General features: G+C 60.7%; 13 protein-coding genes. 8 read left to right on the forward strand and 5 right to left on the reverse strand.

Annotation, left to right across the window (positions count from 1 at the left end):
• Nucleotides 1-129 precede the first annotated feature (129 nt).
• Nucleotides 130-1,983, reverse strand: coding sequence for an ABC transporter ATP-binding protein (locus ACI3K0_RS02465; protein WP_183821388.1), 1,854 nt, complete (start codon nt 1,981-1,983; stop codon nt 130-132).
• 357 nt (nt 1,984-2,340) lie between these two features.
• Here ACI3K0_RS02465 and ACI3K0_RS02470 point away from each other — a divergent pair, with 357 nt between their 5' ends.
• Nucleotides 2,341-2,805 (forward strand): tRNA (cytidine(34)-2'-O)-methyltransferase, encoded by a 465-nt coding sequence (locus ACI3K0_RS02470; RefSeq protein WP_183821387.1) that lies wholly within the window; start codon nt 2,341-2,343, stop codon nt 2,803-2,805.
• Nucleotides 2,806-2,931: 126 nt separating this feature from the next.
• Nucleotides 2,932-4,584 carry a Na/Pi cotransporter family protein gene (locus tag ACI3K0_RS02475; RefSeq protein WP_183821386.1) on the forward strand — a complete coding sequence of 551 codons (1,653 nt, stop codon included), beginning with the start codon at nt 2,932-2,934 and terminating at the stop codon, nt 4,582-4,584.
• A gap of 24 nt (nt 4,585-4,608) precedes the next feature.
• Here ACI3K0_RS02475 and ACI3K0_RS02480 read toward each other — a convergent pair whose 3' ends face one another.
• Nucleotides 4,609-4,866, reverse strand: a complete 258-nt coding sequence (locus ACI3K0_RS02480; RefSeq protein ID WP_183821385.1) for a hypothetical protein — start codon at nt 4,864-4,866, stop codon at nt 4,609-4,611.
• A gap of 179 nt (nt 4,867-5,045) precedes the next feature.
• On the opposite strand from ACI3K0_RS02480, the gene hemF reads away from it, so the two are divergent.
• The 3 genes from hemF to ACI3K0_RS02495 all read left to right on the forward strand — a co-directional run bounded on the left by hemF (nt 5,046) and on the right by ACI3K0_RS02495 (nt 6,659).
• The gene (gene hemF, locus ACI3K0_RS02485; protein WP_148145925.1) at nt 5,046-5,960 is read left to right on the forward strand and encodes an oxygen-dependent coproporphyrinogen oxidase; all 915 of its coding nucleotides are present in this window, start codon (nt 5,046-5,048) and stop codon (nt 5,958-5,960) included.
• Between the two features lie 127 nt (nt 5,961-6,087).
• Nucleotides 6,088-6,360 (forward strand): hypothetical protein, encoded by a 273-nt coding sequence (locus ACI3K0_RS02490; RefSeq protein ID WP_183821384.1) that lies wholly within the window; start codon nt 6,088-6,090, stop codon nt 6,358-6,360.
• Between the two features lie 110 nt (nt 6,361-6,470).
• Entirely contained in the window at nt 6,471-6,659 is a 189-nt protein-coding gene (locus ACI3K0_RS02495) for a DUF1059 domain-containing protein (RefSeq protein WP_148145602.1), read from the forward strand.
• 61 nt (nt 6,660-6,720) lie between these two features.
• Here ACI3K0_RS02495 and ACI3K0_RS02500 read toward each other — a convergent pair whose 3' ends face one another.
• From ACI3K0_RS02500 to ACI3K0_RS02510, 3 genes are read right to left on the reverse strand one after another with little or no spacing between them, the layout of a single operon-like run.
• The gene (locus ACI3K0_RS02500) at nt 6,721-7,983 is read right to left on the reverse strand and encodes a CCA tRNA nucleotidyltransferase (protein WP_183821383.1); all 1,263 of its coding nucleotides are present in this window, start codon (nt 7,981-7,983) and stop codon (nt 6,721-6,723) included.
• Nucleotides 7,980-8,630 carry a CoA pyrophosphatase gene (locus ACI3K0_RS02505; RefSeq protein WP_183821382.1) on the reverse strand — a complete coding sequence of 217 codons (651 nt, stop codon included), beginning with the start codon at nt 8,628-8,630 and terminating at the stop codon, nt 7,980-7,982. The genes ACI3K0_RS02500 and ACI3K0_RS02505 overlap by 4 nt, the downstream gene beginning before the upstream one ends.
• A complete protein-coding gene (locus ACI3K0_RS02510; protein WP_183821381.1) occupies nt 8,627-9,250 on the reverse strand; it encodes a DUF1285 domain-containing protein in 624 nt (207 codons plus the stop codon). Before ACI3K0_RS02510 ends, ACI3K0_RS02505 begins: the two co-directional genes overlap by 4 nt.
• Before the next feature lie 195 nt (nt 9,251-9,445).
• Here ACI3K0_RS02510 and ACI3K0_RS02515 point away from each other — a divergent pair, with 195 nt between their 5' ends.
• The 3 genes from ACI3K0_RS02515 to ACI3K0_RS02525 are packed head-to-tail and all read left to right on the forward strand — an operon-like array spanning nt 9,446 to nt 14,256.
• A complete protein-coding gene (locus tag ACI3K0_RS02515; RefSeq protein WP_183821380.1) occupies nt 9,446-10,459 on the forward strand; it encodes a MoxR family ATPase in 1,014 nt (337 codons plus the stop codon).
• 39 nt (nt 10,460-10,498) lie between these two features.
• Nucleotides 10,499-11,416, forward strand: a complete 918-nt coding sequence (locus ACI3K0_RS02520; RefSeq protein WP_183821379.1) for a DUF58 domain-containing protein — start codon at nt 10,499-10,501, stop codon at nt 11,414-11,416.
• On the forward strand, nt 11,413-14,256 hold the full coding sequence (locus ACI3K0_RS02525; protein ID WP_404944850.1) for a DUF4159 domain-containing protein: 2,844 nt from the start codon (nt 11,413-11,415) through the stop codon (nt 14,254-14,256). Before ACI3K0_RS02520 ends, ACI3K0_RS02525 begins: the two co-directional genes overlap by 4 nt.
• Nucleotides 14,257-14,262: the final 6 nt, after the last annotated feature.

Below are 14,262 nucleotides of genomic sequence, written 5' to 3' on the forward strand. Positions count from 1 at the left end.
GATGCTAATTGATAGCATCGAAAAAAGTGCGACAACGAATACCCCTAAAAAGAACTGGGCGTGTATTTGTCCTTACGCATTATGTCGCAGCGGCTTCGCCCGCGAGCCCCATAAAAAGGAAACGGCGGATTACTCCGCCGCCTCTTCTTCCGTCGATTGATCGCCCAGGAAACCGCCGGACTGGCGGTGCCAGAGATCGGCATAGATACCACCGCCGGACGCCAGTTGCTCATGGGTTCCGGTCTCCACGATGCGCCCCTTGTCCAGCACGATCAGGCGGTCCATTTCGGTTAGCGTCGACAGCCGATGCGCGATCGCGATCACCGTTTTGCCTTCCATCAACGCGAACAGGTTTTCCTGGATCGCAGCTTCGACCTCGGAATCGAGTGCCGATGTCGCCTCGTCGAGCACCAGGATCGGCGCATCCTTGAGGAACACGCGGGCAATTGCGATACGCTGGCGCTGGCCGCCAGAAAGCTTCACGCCCCGCTCACCCACATGCGCATCGAGACCGGTACGCCCCTGCAGGTCGGACAGCCCCTCGATGAACTCGAAGGCATTTGCCCGTTTTGCCGCCTGGATGATCTCGGCATCGGTCGCATCCGGACGGCCATAGGCGATGTTGTCGCGGATGGAACGATGCAGCAGCGATGTATCCTGCGTCACCACGCCGATCATGCCGCGCAAACTATCCTGCGTCACCGACGAAATGTCCTGACCATCGATGGTGATCCTGCCGCCTTCCAGATCGTAGAAGCGCAGAAGCAGGTTCATCAGCGTCGTCTTGCCGGCGCCTGAACGCCCAACCAGGCCGACCTTCTGGCCGGCAGCAATGTCGAGCGTCAGTCCATCGATCACGCCTTTGCTCTTCCCGTAATGGAAGCGGACGTTTTCATAGAGGATGTGACCCTTCTTGGTCGCAAGCGGGCGAGCGCCATTGGCGTCCGTCACATCATGCGGCTTGGTCATCATGTTCATGCCGTCATAGACCGTGCCGATAGCCTCGAACAGCGCGGTTACTTCCCACATGATCCATTGCGACATGCCGTTGATGCGCATCGCAAGGCCGATGGCAACCGCGATCGAACCGACGCTGACGCCGCCCCCCATCCACAGCCAGATCCCGAGACCGGCAACGGCAAACACGGTGAGCGCATTGTTGAGATCGACGAAGATGTTCAAGAGGCTGATCTGGCGCATCTGCCTATGAACCGTACCAAGGAACTCGTTCATTCCTTCCTTAGCATAGCTCTCCTCGCGGCCGGCATGGGAAAACAGCTTTACCGTGCCGATATTCGTATAGCTGTCGACAATCCGCCCGGTCATCATTGAGCGCGCATCGGCCTGCTCGCTCGAAAGCTTGCGCAGCCTGGGAATAAAGTAGCGCAGGATCAGCACATAGAACACGAACCACAGGATCAGCGGCAGCACCAGCCGCCACTCGACGGCAACGACAAGCGCCAGCATCGAGACGAAAAAGCCGATCGCGTAAACGAAGACGTCGATGATCTTCATCGTCGCTTCGCGCACGGCAAGCGAGGTCTGCATCACCTTGGTCGATACGCGGCCGGCAAATTCGTTGGCAAAGAAGGCCATGGAATGCCGCAGCAGGAAGCGGTGCATCTGCCAGCGCGCGATCATCGGATAATTGCCCGCAAGCACCTGGTGCATGGTCACCGTGTGGACGGCCCCGGCAAGCGGCAGGCCGACGAGCACCAGCACAGCCATCCAGATCAGCTTGCCGCCCTCATCGCTAAGGAAGGTCTGGCGATCGGCTGAGGCCAGCCAGTCGACGATATTGCCGAGGAATTGATAAAGCAACACTTCCGCCACGGCGATGATCAGTGAGCAGCTGCCAAGCAAAAGCAGCCACGGCCAAGCTGGCTTGGTATAATGCCAGCAGAATGCCAAAAGCCCCTTGGGCGGCAATGTCGGTTGGTCGTCGGGATAAGGATTGAGACGGCGTTCAAACCACGAAAACATCAATAAGCTCCGGCAGACGGACGTCTCTCAGGCGATCCGGCGACGAAAAGCTGCCCGGCTGCGACACTGAGAGAAAAATCAGGCATGGCCTCAAGCGGCCACGAACGGATCAGAAAAAGCGGATCAGTGAAGAAGAGACTTTGCGTGAACCGCGAAACGCCTCAGGCCAGACGAGTATCCGACTGACGGAGGCGCGAGAGCACGGTCATATCCATGTAGGCCTCCGTAATGGGCGTTAAACAGGCCGCCCTTCTACACGCTCGCGGCAAAATTGAAAAGACCCAATCAGCCGCATCCCCGCATCCGAACGGCTGAAAGGACTTGAGCGGCAAGCATCATCTCCGCTAATCAAAGGGCATGACCGACCTGCGCATCGCCCTTTACCAGCCTGACATTCCCGGCAATACCGGCACGATCCTGCGCCTTGCCGCCTGCCTTGGCCTCGGCGTCGACATCATCGAGCCCGCAGGGTTCGATATTTCCGATCGCAACCTGAAACGCGCCGGGATGGATTATCTGTCGGCGGTCTCACTCACCCGCCACGTCAACTGGGCTCAGTTCGATGAATGGCGCAGGTCGAGCGGACGCAGGCTTGTGCTTGCAACGACGAAATCGCCCGAGCCCTATACACAATTTGCCTATCGGCTGAACGACATCCTGCTTTTCGGCCGAGAAAGCGCCGGTGTGCCGGAAAACGTTCACGATGCGGTAGAAGGCCGTATCCTGATCCCGATGGTGGAAGGGCAACGCTCCATCAATGTGGCGATGTCCGCTGCGATGATTGCCGGGGAAGCCATGCGCCAGACATCCTGGCAACCATAGGCGCTTCGCGAAAACCCAAAAATCTGTCGCGCGCGGTGGCTTGATCACGTGCGGAAAAGGTCTATCATTCATTAGCCGGCAACGGAATCGCCCTCTGTTTTCCATGATCATTTCGGGGAGTTTGGAGTGCAATCGACGCTCGTCGTCATCAATATCCTGGGTGCGGTCGCACTGCTTCTCTTCGGCCTTGCACAGGTAAAGGAAGGTGTGACCCGCGCCTTTGGCGCTCGGCTGAGAACCGGGCTTGCCAACAGTACGAGAAGCGGTCCCCGCTCCCTCCTCTCCGGCCTCGTTGCAACGATCGCCCTGCAAAGCTCCACCGCCACCGCGCTGATGACCGCCTCCTTTGCCGAACGCGGTCTGGTCAATCCGCGCATGGCGCAGATCGTACTGCTCGGCGCCAATATCGGCACGGCCGTCACCGCCTGGCTGGTCGCGGCAGGAACCGAGGTCTTTGCGCCGCTGCTGCTGCTCGTCGGAGTGATCTTGTTGCGCAACGGCTCTGCTGCTCGAAAAGGCTTCGGTACGGCGCTGATCGGTATCGGCCTGATGCTTCTGTCGCTCCAGGTTCTTGGGCTGGCGACTGAACCGATGCGGCAATCGCCAGCACTTGCAGCATTTCTGAACCTGCTCGATTCCAGCTGGCTGGTTGCACTCCTCTTCTCCGCCGCTCTCGCCTTCGTATCCTCGTCAAGCCTCGCGATCGTCATTCTGGTCCTGTCGCTGGCATCGAGCGGCATTGCCTCGCCGGGACTGGTCGTCGTCCTCATTCTCGGGGCAAATCTCGGCGGCGCGATCCCTCCCGTGGTCGCTACGCTGACCAGCCCGCCCGAAGCACGCCGCATCACGCGCGGTAACCTGCTTGTCCGCGCCATCGGCTGCGTTCTTGCTCTCCCGCTTGCCGGCATAGCCGCTGATCTTCTGCAGACATTGCCGATCTCGCCCGAAAAACTCCCGGTCGACGCGCATCTCGCCTTCAACCTTCTTCTGGCAATCATCGCCTGGCCCTTCGGCGGCCTGATCTCGGATCTCATGACCCGCCTGATCCCTGAGGAGCCAGAGAAGGAAACAGGCCCGCAATTCCTCGATCCGGACGAACTGGATGATCCCATCCGCGCACTCGCCAATGCGACGCGTGAAGTTCTGGGTGTCGGCGATCAGATCGAACGCATGCTGATCCGCACCGAAAATGCCTTCAAGCACAACGATCTTGCGCCCTTGAAGGAGATCGCCCTCCTCGAAGGCCGTGTCGACAGGCTGCAGCAGGACGTGAAACTCTATCTGTCGAAACTGGGACAAAAGGGACTGGGCGACGACAATGCCCGACGTTCGATCGCCATCATCGACTACGCCATCAACCTCGAACATATGGGCGATATCATCGAAAAGGGTCTCTGCGACCAACTGGGCAAGAAGATCGAAAAGGGCCTGAAATTCTCCGATGACGGCTATAAGGAATTGGCCGATCTCTTTGATCTCACGATCGACAATCTGCGCACCGCCCAGACGGTCTTCGTCACCGGCGACGTCAACCTTGCAAGGCGACTGATGGAGATAAAGGTCGATGTCCGGCGGCTGGAAAAACGCTCAGCGGAAAGCCATCTCGAACGTCTCAGAGCAGGCAGGCTTGAAAGCCTGCAGACGAGCTCGATACATCTCGACATGCTGCGCGATCTCAAACGCATCAACGCCCACATCGTCTCGGTTGCTCATCCCATTCTGGATGAAAGCGGCTCGCTCATCGAAAGCAGACTGAGGCAGGCGGAAAAACGATCCTGAGATCAAGATTAGCACCGTATGTGGTTAGTCCGCGCTCGGCAGGCGCCGCATGGTGAACTCGATCTGGTCACCCTCCAGTTGCCGCCAGCTTTCCACCTCGGTCCAGTAGGCAGCCTTGGGAAATTCCTCAAACCATTCTCGCGCCTTTTCGCGCGCGTCGATCCGCGACATCTGGTAGGTTTCGCGCACGAACATGCCCGAGCGCTGGCCAGCCATATGCTGCCGGTGGCGATCGATACGCCGCTTCAAGCCGTCGAGCGGCGGTGGTGTGAATTTCGCCATGAAAGCCTCTCCGCACCTTGCTAATAAACGAAGATAAGCGTGGTTCGCACGTTTTGCGAGTCCGATTTTCAATGGATGAGAAGCCTCGAAATGGCTGGTAGAATGGCCCATTAAAGCCATTGCTGGTATGGCGGGGAAAGAGGAGCCGAATCGACCGCACAATGACGAGAGGACGCATGATGGAACGACCGAACCTGCCGAAAGGCCTGCCCGAGGATATCGAAGATAAGAAGCAGGCAGCCCGTGCGTGGTTCGAAAACCTGCGCGATACGATTTGCGCCTCGTTCGAAGCGCTTGAGCACGAATTGACAGGCTCTCTTTCTGACCAGCCCCCCGGAGCATTCGTCGGCAAGGACTGGCTGCGCCATGAAGGCGAAGGCGGCGGCGGCCGCATGTCGATGATGGAAGGCCGCGTCTTCGAAAAAGTCGGCGTCCATACCTCCACCGTCCATGGCGAATTTTCACCGGACTTCCGCAACCAGATCCCCGGCGCGGAGGAAGACCCCCGTTTTTGGGCGTCCGGCATTTCGCTGATTGCCCATCCGGTCAACCCCAATGTCCCGACCGTTCACATGAACACTCGTATGGTCGTGACCTCCAGCAACTGGTTCGGTGGCGGCGCCGATCTCACCCCGATGTTGAACGACCGCCGCACGCAGGAAGACCCGGATACCCAGCTCTTCCACCGCGCCATGGAGATCACCTGCAGACGCCATGAGGCCGTCGCTGAATACCCGCGCTACAAGGCATGGTGCGACGAGTATTTCTTCCTGAAACACCGCAACGAACCACGTGGCATCGGCGGCATCTTTTTCGACTGGCTGCAGTCCTCGGAAGACAAGGGCGGCTGGAATGCCGATTTCGCCTTTGTTCAGGATGTCGGACGCGCCTTCAACCTCGTTTATCCGCGCATCGTGCGAGCCAATTTCAACAACCCCTGGACGGAAGAACAGCGTGACGAACAGCTGGTACGCCGGGGCCGTTATGTGGAATTCAACCTGCTTTACGACCGCGGCACGATCTTCGGATTGAAGACGGGCGGGAATGTGGAATCGATCCTCTCTTCCCTGCCCCCGGCGGTACGCTGGCCGTAACCACAGCCAGCGTGATCACGAGCGCTCACGAACTTTTTTTCGTACGGCATCGTACATTTGATAAATGTCATACACGAATCGTCTCTCCCGGTGTTAGTTTGTGAAAATACACTGGGAGGAGTATCCGATGACTACATCGAATAGCATGCCTCGATCCGTCGCCCCCGTTGAAGGCGACGCAAACTCCAAAACACCAAGCAAGTCCGAACTCATTGACCGTCTCGCAATGGAGATGCGGGTAAAAAGCGGGGGTGAACTCCCTCTTTCCTTCTGCATTGCGCAGGTGAAGCGCCAGTTGGCCGGCTTTAAGCCGGATGCATCGGCAACCGATGAGACCCCGTCGATGCCCGTCAACCCGCCAGCGGGTTCGGTTTTCCAGTCCTGGGCCATCCGGGATTAGCTCTGGTCCTTGACCAGAGACCTTGCTTCGGAACCTCAACGCATTCTGACGGTTTATTCTCGGTCGCCCGATGCGGGGCGGCCGACATCAACCATAGGGAGGTAAAGGCCATGCGGCTTTTTGAATGCGGTACGCTTGTGCCCGGCTGCCAGTGGCACACGCGCGCGGAAGAAGACGCGGAGATCGTGCGCCGCGCCGTCGCGCATATGCGAAGCGATCACGGTGAACAGATAATCCGCGAAAACATGGTGGAAAACATCAAGGCACGTATCCGCAACGAGGAGATCGCGCCAGCCTGAAACAGGCCGCGCAAGATGGTGCAGCGACTTGGCGACGGCGACTTGCTTGAAGGCTTAGCGGTTAGCTTTGGCCGCTGGCCATATTCGCCAACCGGGCGGCCAGTTCGGGCCGCTCGGGCAAAAAGTTGCGGCTGATCCAGAACTCCTCAAGCTCTTTGAGTATCTCGCCAACCCGTTTTCCAGCCGGAACGCCCGCAGCGATTACATCGCCCCCCGAAAGCGGAAAGACCGGTTTCTGGTATTTTTCTGCCTTGGACAGAAGCTGAGAAAGCCTCGCGCTCTTGCGCATAGCCACCGGATCGCCCTCGGCGACCGCCCTGGTCGAAGCAAGCGCCAGTTTCAATCGGAATATCATGCCAAGCCGGTCATGCCGGTAGAGAAGCCGTGCGAAACCGACATCCGTTACCTCATCCGGTGGCATGGGCGTTGCCGCCCATTGTTGCAGCTTCAACGCGTCGGCATTCGACAATCTCAGCCGCTTTGCAAGCGCTTCGAGCCGCTCGACATCTGGCGGCACGATCGCCGCCAGCCGCAACAGCGGCTCTGGCTTCCAGCCGATCGCCCGTTCAGCAGCGACGAGAGCGTGAATGCCGTCAATGCCCCATTTTTCCGTCTCCGGCAGGATTGCCGTCAAAACGCCGGCCTGTCGCATCCAGAGCATCGCCCGTGACGGATCGGGTGCCCCGAGCAGTTTCTTCGTTTCGGTCCAGACGCGCTCGGCCGAAAGGCTCGAAAGCATGTCCTTGGCGCGCGCGCAGGCACGCAAGCCATCCGCATCCGGCCGACCCGAACCGTAATAGGCAAAGAACCGGAAGAACCGCAGGATACGCAGATGATCCTCCGCGATCCGCTGGCTGGCGTCACCGATGAAACGCACCGTGCGCGTCTCTATATCCTTCAGCCCCTCGACGAGATCGATCACCTCGCCCTTGGCATCCGCATAAAGCGCATTGATCGTCAGGTCGCGCCGTTCGGCATCCGCCGTCCAGTCGGTGCCGAACTCGACCACGGCATGGCGTCCGTTGGTCTCGACATCCCGTCTCAGCGTCGTCACCTCGAAGCCGCGGCCGTCGACGACCAGCGTCACCGTGCCATGCTCGATACCTGTCGGTACCGCCTTGATACCGGCAGCCTTTGCCCGCTCGACCACCATTTCTGGCCTAAGCGTCGTCGCGATATCGACATCGGCGACAGCAAGCCCCATCAGCGCATTGCGCACGGCGCCGCCTGCGACCCGCGCCTCGCCGCCATCGGAATTCAACAGCGCCATCACTTGGCCCAGGGCCGTGTCCTGAAACCAGGTCTCGCCAGCCACAGAAGTCATGCATAAAGCCTTTCATAAAGCGTGCGGAGGATACCGGCGGTAATCCCCCAAATATCCCGGTCCTCGTAGCGCATCAGATAGAAATGCCGCTCCGTGCCATCGAACTGGCGGCTGCCCTGCTGATGGTTCGCCGCGTTCATCAGAAACGACAGCGGCACCTCGAACACATCGTCCACCTCGGTCGGGTTGAGCGTCAGCTCGAAACCGCGCCTGACTAGGGAAAGCACGGGCGTGATGCGAAACCCCGATGGGGCATAATAATTCGGCAGTCGCGCCAATGGCTCGACAAAACTGGGATCAAGCCCGATCTCCTCACGCGCCTCGCGCAGCGCCGCCTGCTCGGGCGAACTGTCTTCGGGATCTATGGCTCCGCCCGGAAAAGCGATCTGGCCCGAATGTTTGCGCAGGCTTGCCGTCCGCTGCGTCAGGATGATCTTCGCCTCGTTTCCATCATCGATGACCGGCACCAGCACCGCCGCATCGCGCAGCTCGAGGTCACGCGCCAAGTTTACGAATTGCGGATTGAGCCGATGATCACCATGATCACCCCAGGCCGCATCGAGCGGCCTGCCGCTTTGATGCAGAGCGCGACGACGGAATTCTCCGGCTGAAAACGGTGCCGTCTCGTCCATGGTCAGGTCACTCATGATGCCAGCCGCTCCAGTTCGTCCGCACGCATGATCGGAAAGACCTCGCCCCCTGAGCGAACGGCAAACATCTCGGTCCCATCGATCGTGACAGTCTCCCCAAGCGCGACCAGCTCATACATCATCGCCCGTGAGACCAACGCCTCCAGCCGTCTGCGAACAAGCACATACGGCTTCAACTGCCGCTCTTCGCCAACAATATCGAACCTCAGAGGATGGGCCGCATCGACTTCGACAACATCCCCGACATTGGTGCGAAATGTGATCAGCGGAGCGCCATTTTGCTCCCCCGCCTGCATCTCGACCGCCACGAACGGCGCATCGACGACGCGGATTCCGACCTTTTCCACAGGCGTGACGAGATAGGTTCTGCCGTCGTCATCCTTGCGCAATACTGTCGAAAACAGCCGCACAAGCGACGCCCGACCAATGGGCGTTCCCATGTAGAACCAGGTACCGTCAGCCCGGATTTCCATGTCTAGATCGCCGCAGAAAGGCGGATTCCACTTGTCCACCGGCGGCAATCCGCGATTTTTGCCTCCCGATTGCTCGGCAGCGCGCGAAATCAGGGCCGCAAGGCCGGCGGCGTCGGGCGCCGAATTTATCGTCTCTGCTGCCATCATTCAGTCCCGGTTCGAAATTAATCGTTGACCGTCGCGATCATTCCTCACGAGATAGTCATTCGGAACGAGCTTGTCAGCCTTATTTCGGGTAATAGTTTCTGAGGCTAATGTACTTGCTGCGGTGCAACGACTCGTGCTGAGGGCAAGCACCCGACCGGCGTATGAATATCGACCTTGATTATGGGGAACGACATGGGCGTGATGAATCCAACCGAGGCCGTTCTTGACGAGAAGGCAATCGTCGCTGCCGCCGAAAAGGCGCTGTCCGATATAGCCGCCGTCCGCGAGGAAATCGCCAAGGTCATTTTCGGCCAGGAACGGGTGGTGGAAAACACGCTCCTCGCCGTCCTGTCCGGCGGCCACGCCCTGCTCGTCGGCGTGCCCGGCCTTGCCAAGACAAAGCTCGTCACCACGCTCGGCACGGTTCTCGGCCTCGATTCCAACCGTATTCAGTTCACTCCCGACCTGATGCCGTCCGATATTCTCGGCTCGGAAGTCATGGATACGGACGAAACCGGTCGCCGCTCCTTCCGCTTCATCAAGGGCCCGATCTTCGCCCAGCTGCTTATGGCTGACGAAATCAACCGCGCCTCGCCGCGCACCCAGTCGGCGCTGCTGCAGTCCATGCAGGAATATCACATCACCGTCGCCGGCCAGCGTTTCGATCTCCCCGCCCCGTTCCATGTTCTGGCAACTCAGAACCCGCTGGAACAGGAAGGCACCTACCCATTGCCGGAAGCCCAGCTCGACCGCTTCCTGCTGCAGGTCGATGTCCTCTACCCTGACCTTGATGCCGAACGGCAGATCCTGCTTGGCACGACCGGTCTTGCCGAAGCCAAGCCCCGCGGCGTCATCGATAGCGCCCGCCTGCAGGAAATCCAGATGCTGATCCGCCAGATGCCGGTATCGGACAAGGTGGTCGACGCGATCCTGTCGCTCGTCCGCTCGGCCCGCCCTGGTCATGGCAATGCCGATACCGACCGCCACGTCGCCTGGGGTCCCGGCCCACGCGCCGGCCAGTCGCTGATGCTGACCGCCCGCGCCCGCGCGCTCTATCAGGGCCGCCTCGCCCCCTCGCTCGACGATGTCTATGCGCTGGCGGAACCGGTTCTCGAACACCGCATGGCATTGAATTTCGCCGCCCGTGCCGAAGGCATGTCGGTGCGCGACGTGATCGCCGGATTGGTAAAGCAGGCCCGCGGATAATTTCCCTCGGGAATATTCGCCTCCTTGAAAGGACAATGCGTGGCATCAATCGGCCAGATCGTCGAGCAGACACCCAGCAGCGAAGTCCTCTCCCGCGCCCAGGCGCGTGCAGCACTCGTGCCCGACTGTATGGTGGAAGCAAAGCGCATCGCCAATACGGTGATCGCCGGCTGGCATGGCCGGCGCAAACGCGGCATGGGCGAAAACTTCTGGCAGTTCCGGCCTTATGCCGAAGGTGAAAGCCTGTCGCGCATCGACTGGCGCCGCTCCGCTCGCGATGACCATACCTATGTACGCGACCGCGAATGGGAAGCAGCCCACACGATCTGGCTGTGGGCCGACATGTCGCCGTCGATGATGTACAAGTCGACCTACGCCATGGTCTCCAAGGAAAGCCGCGCGCTTGTTCTGATGCTGGCGCTTGCCGAAATCCTCGCCCGGTCCGGCGAACGGATAGGATGTCCCGGCATCATGGAACCGGTCTCGGCCCGCAACGCTGCGGAGCGGTTGGCGACCGCCATCATGCATGCTCCCCTCACTACCGGCCTGCCGGAAACCGCGATGATCCGCGGCCAGAGCGATATCGTTCTGATCGGCGATTTTCTCGATGATGCCGACAGCGTCATGTCACGCATCTCGCCGCTTGGAAAACGCGGCCTGCGCGGACACGTGATCGAGGTCGCCGACCCGGCTGAAGAGACCTTCCCCTATACCGGCCGTACCGAATTCACCGATCCGGAAACAGGCGAAAAACTAACCTCCGGCCGCGCAGAAATGATCCGTGAGGATTACCAGCGTGCCTATCTCGCCCGCCGCGAAGCGCTCGGCGATGGCCTGCGCCACCTTGGCTGGAGCTTCACCTTCCACCGCACTGATCATCTCGCCTCCGAAGCACTCGTCGCCGTTCACAGCCAGCTGTCAGGCATGCCCGCGGCATTTCCGGGAGGCCGCACATGAACGCGCTTGCTTTCGCCAATCCGCTGATCCTTTTTGGTCTTCTCTCGTTGCCGGTCATCTGGTGGCTGCTGCGCCTCACCCCACCACGCCCGAAAGCCGAGGTCTTTCCACCGCTTCGCATCCTCGCAACCGTCCTGAAGCGCGAGGAAACCCCGGCCCAGAGCCCCTGGTGGCTGACGCTTCTGCGCATGCTGCTTGCAGCCGCCGTCATTCTCGCGATTGCCGATCCAGTCATGAACCCCCGCGCCAGCTCGCTCAATGCCAATGGCCCGCTCGCGCTTGTCATCGACAATGGCTGGTCGAGTTCGGTCGACTGGGAACGCCGCCTCGAGACGGCCAACATGCTGATCGACGAGGCCGAAAGCGCCGATGTGCCTGTCTCTGTAACCTTCACCGCCGACACGGACAACGAGCCCACCGCAGGCACCGCGTCTGCCGCTCGCGACAAGCTTGCTGCAGCAGAACCGAAACCACTCGTTCCTGATCGCCTGCGCGCAATCCGCACCCTGCAGGAAGCGCTCGACGGCAACCCGCTCGGCACGGTTGCCCTGATCTCCGACGGCATTGCAGCCCCTGGCGATGGTGACGCGATGACGGCCCTTGCCTCCTTCGCACCCAATGACGTTCGTCTCTATCAGGGCGACGGCCGCGGCGCGGTCGCGCTTACCGGCGCCACCAACAATTCCGAGACGATGGCCGTCACCGCAACCCGCCTCGATACCGCCGCTCCGCAACAGCTGACAGTCAATGCACTCGACCAGCAAGGCCGCTCGCTCGCCTCCGGTACGGTCGATTTTGCAGCCGGTTCCGGCACCGCGACGGCTGAGATTTCGGCTCCCTTCGAACTGCGCAACGATTTCGCCCGGCTGAGCGTCGAGGGTCTCGCCACTGCCGGCGCCACCCATCTGCTCGACGACGGTTTCAAGCGCCGCCGCATCGCGCTGATTTCCGGCGAGAGCGGCAGCGATTTCCAGCCGCTCCTGCAGCCGCTCTATTATATCAACCGGGCACTTTCGCCCTATGCCGATATCATCCAGACGAATACGGCGGACCTTGCGGTCGCAATCCCGCAAATCCTGGAAAACAATCCGTCCGCCATCATCATGGCAGATGTCGGTCGTCTTCCGGCCGAGACCTATGAACCGCTGGAACGCTGGATCGCCCGCGGCGGCACGCTGATCCGCTTCGCCGGTCCACGCCTTGCGGCCGCCCCCGCCGATGACCCGCTTGTTCCTGTGAGACTGCGCCAGGGCGAACGAGCGCTTGGCGGTGCCATGTCCTGGTCGGAACCGCAGTCGCTGGCGGATTTCCCCACTATCGGCCCCTTCGCCGGCATGCCCCGCGCAACCGACATTACCGTTACCCGCCAGGTTCTTGCCGAACCGACTCCGGATCTTGCCGAACGCACCTGGGCAAGCCTTGCCGATGGCACGCCGCTCGTTACCACCCGTGATGTCGATGCCGGTCGCCTCGTGCTCTTCCACACCAGCGCCGAAGCCACATGGTCGAATCTGCCGCTCTCCGGCAATTTCGTCGAAATGCTTCGCCGTGTCGTCCAGATGGCCCGTGCCGGCGGTGCAACCACCGCATCGGCAGGTTCGGAAAACGCAGCCGCGACGCTGCCCGCCTATCGCCTGCTGACTGCCGACGGCCTGCTGTCGACCGAAACCAGTGGGGTGCGCCCGATCATGATCCGCGCCGGCGAAACGCCATCCGCCACTTTCGATCATCCTCCGGGCCTCTACGGCACCGAAGACGGCTTTTCCGCGGTCAACCTTTTGCCGCCCGGCGCAGAACTCGCAGCCTTCGATCCCACCCCGATCGGTCGCGCTGTCACCCGTGAAGGTCTGGCCGGCGGCGAAGCCGTCTCGCTGCGCCCCGCTCTTTTCGCGGCAGCCTTCGCCATGCTCATTCTCGACAGCCTGATCGTGCTTTTCATCAACGGAGCCTTCTCGCGCCTGCCCAAGGGATCACGACGCCGCTCCGGTGCTGCAGCAACAGGAATTGCCGCAATCGCCTTCGGCCTCATCGCATTCCAGCCTCACCCGGTTTCCGCACAGGAAATGCCGGAAGGTAGCGGTGCGAAGGCCGGCGACGAACAGATCCTCGAACATCTCGACACGACCCATCTCGCCTATGTCACGACCGGCGAAGCCGATGTCGATCGCATTTCCGAACAGGGGCTTGCGGGTCTGACCGAGTTCCTCACCTATCGGACGACGCTGGAGCCCGGCGCACCCGTCGGTCTGGATATCACCAGGGACGAACTGTCCTTCTATCCGATCATCTACTGGCCGGTTTCCGCCAATGCGCCGATGCCCTCGCAGGCCGCCATCTCGCGCATCGACGCCTATATGCGCAACGGCGGCACCGTGCTCTTCGATACCCGCGACCAGTATTCCTCGCTTGGCGGTGGCGGCAGCACGCCGAATGGCGAACGGCTGCAGCAAATTCTTGCCAATATCGACATTCCGCCACTCGAACCCGTTCCGGAAAACCATGTCCTTGCACGGTCATTCTATCTGCTGACGAATTTTCCGGGCCGCTACAATGGCAGCGCTCTTTGGGTCGAGGCACGTCAGGACGCGCGCAACAGCGCCAACCAGGTCTCCTCGGGCGGCGACGGCGTCTCGCCGATCATGATCACCGGCAATGATCTGGCCGGTGCCTGGGCTGTCGACCAGCAGGGAGCACCGGTCCTGCCGACCGTTCCCCCGGACGACATGCAGCGCGAATACGCCTACCGCGCCGGCGTCAACATCATGATGTACATGCTGACCGGCAACTACAAGGCCGACCAGGTGCACGTCCCTGCCCTTCTCGAACGGCTTGGCCAGTAGGAAAGA

Source organism: Rhizobium sp. ZW T2_16 (genome assembly GCF_044987325.1).
GTDB lineage: Bacteria > Pseudomonadota > Alphaproteobacteria > Rhizobiales > Rhizobiaceae > Neorhizobium > Neorhizobium cellulosilyticum.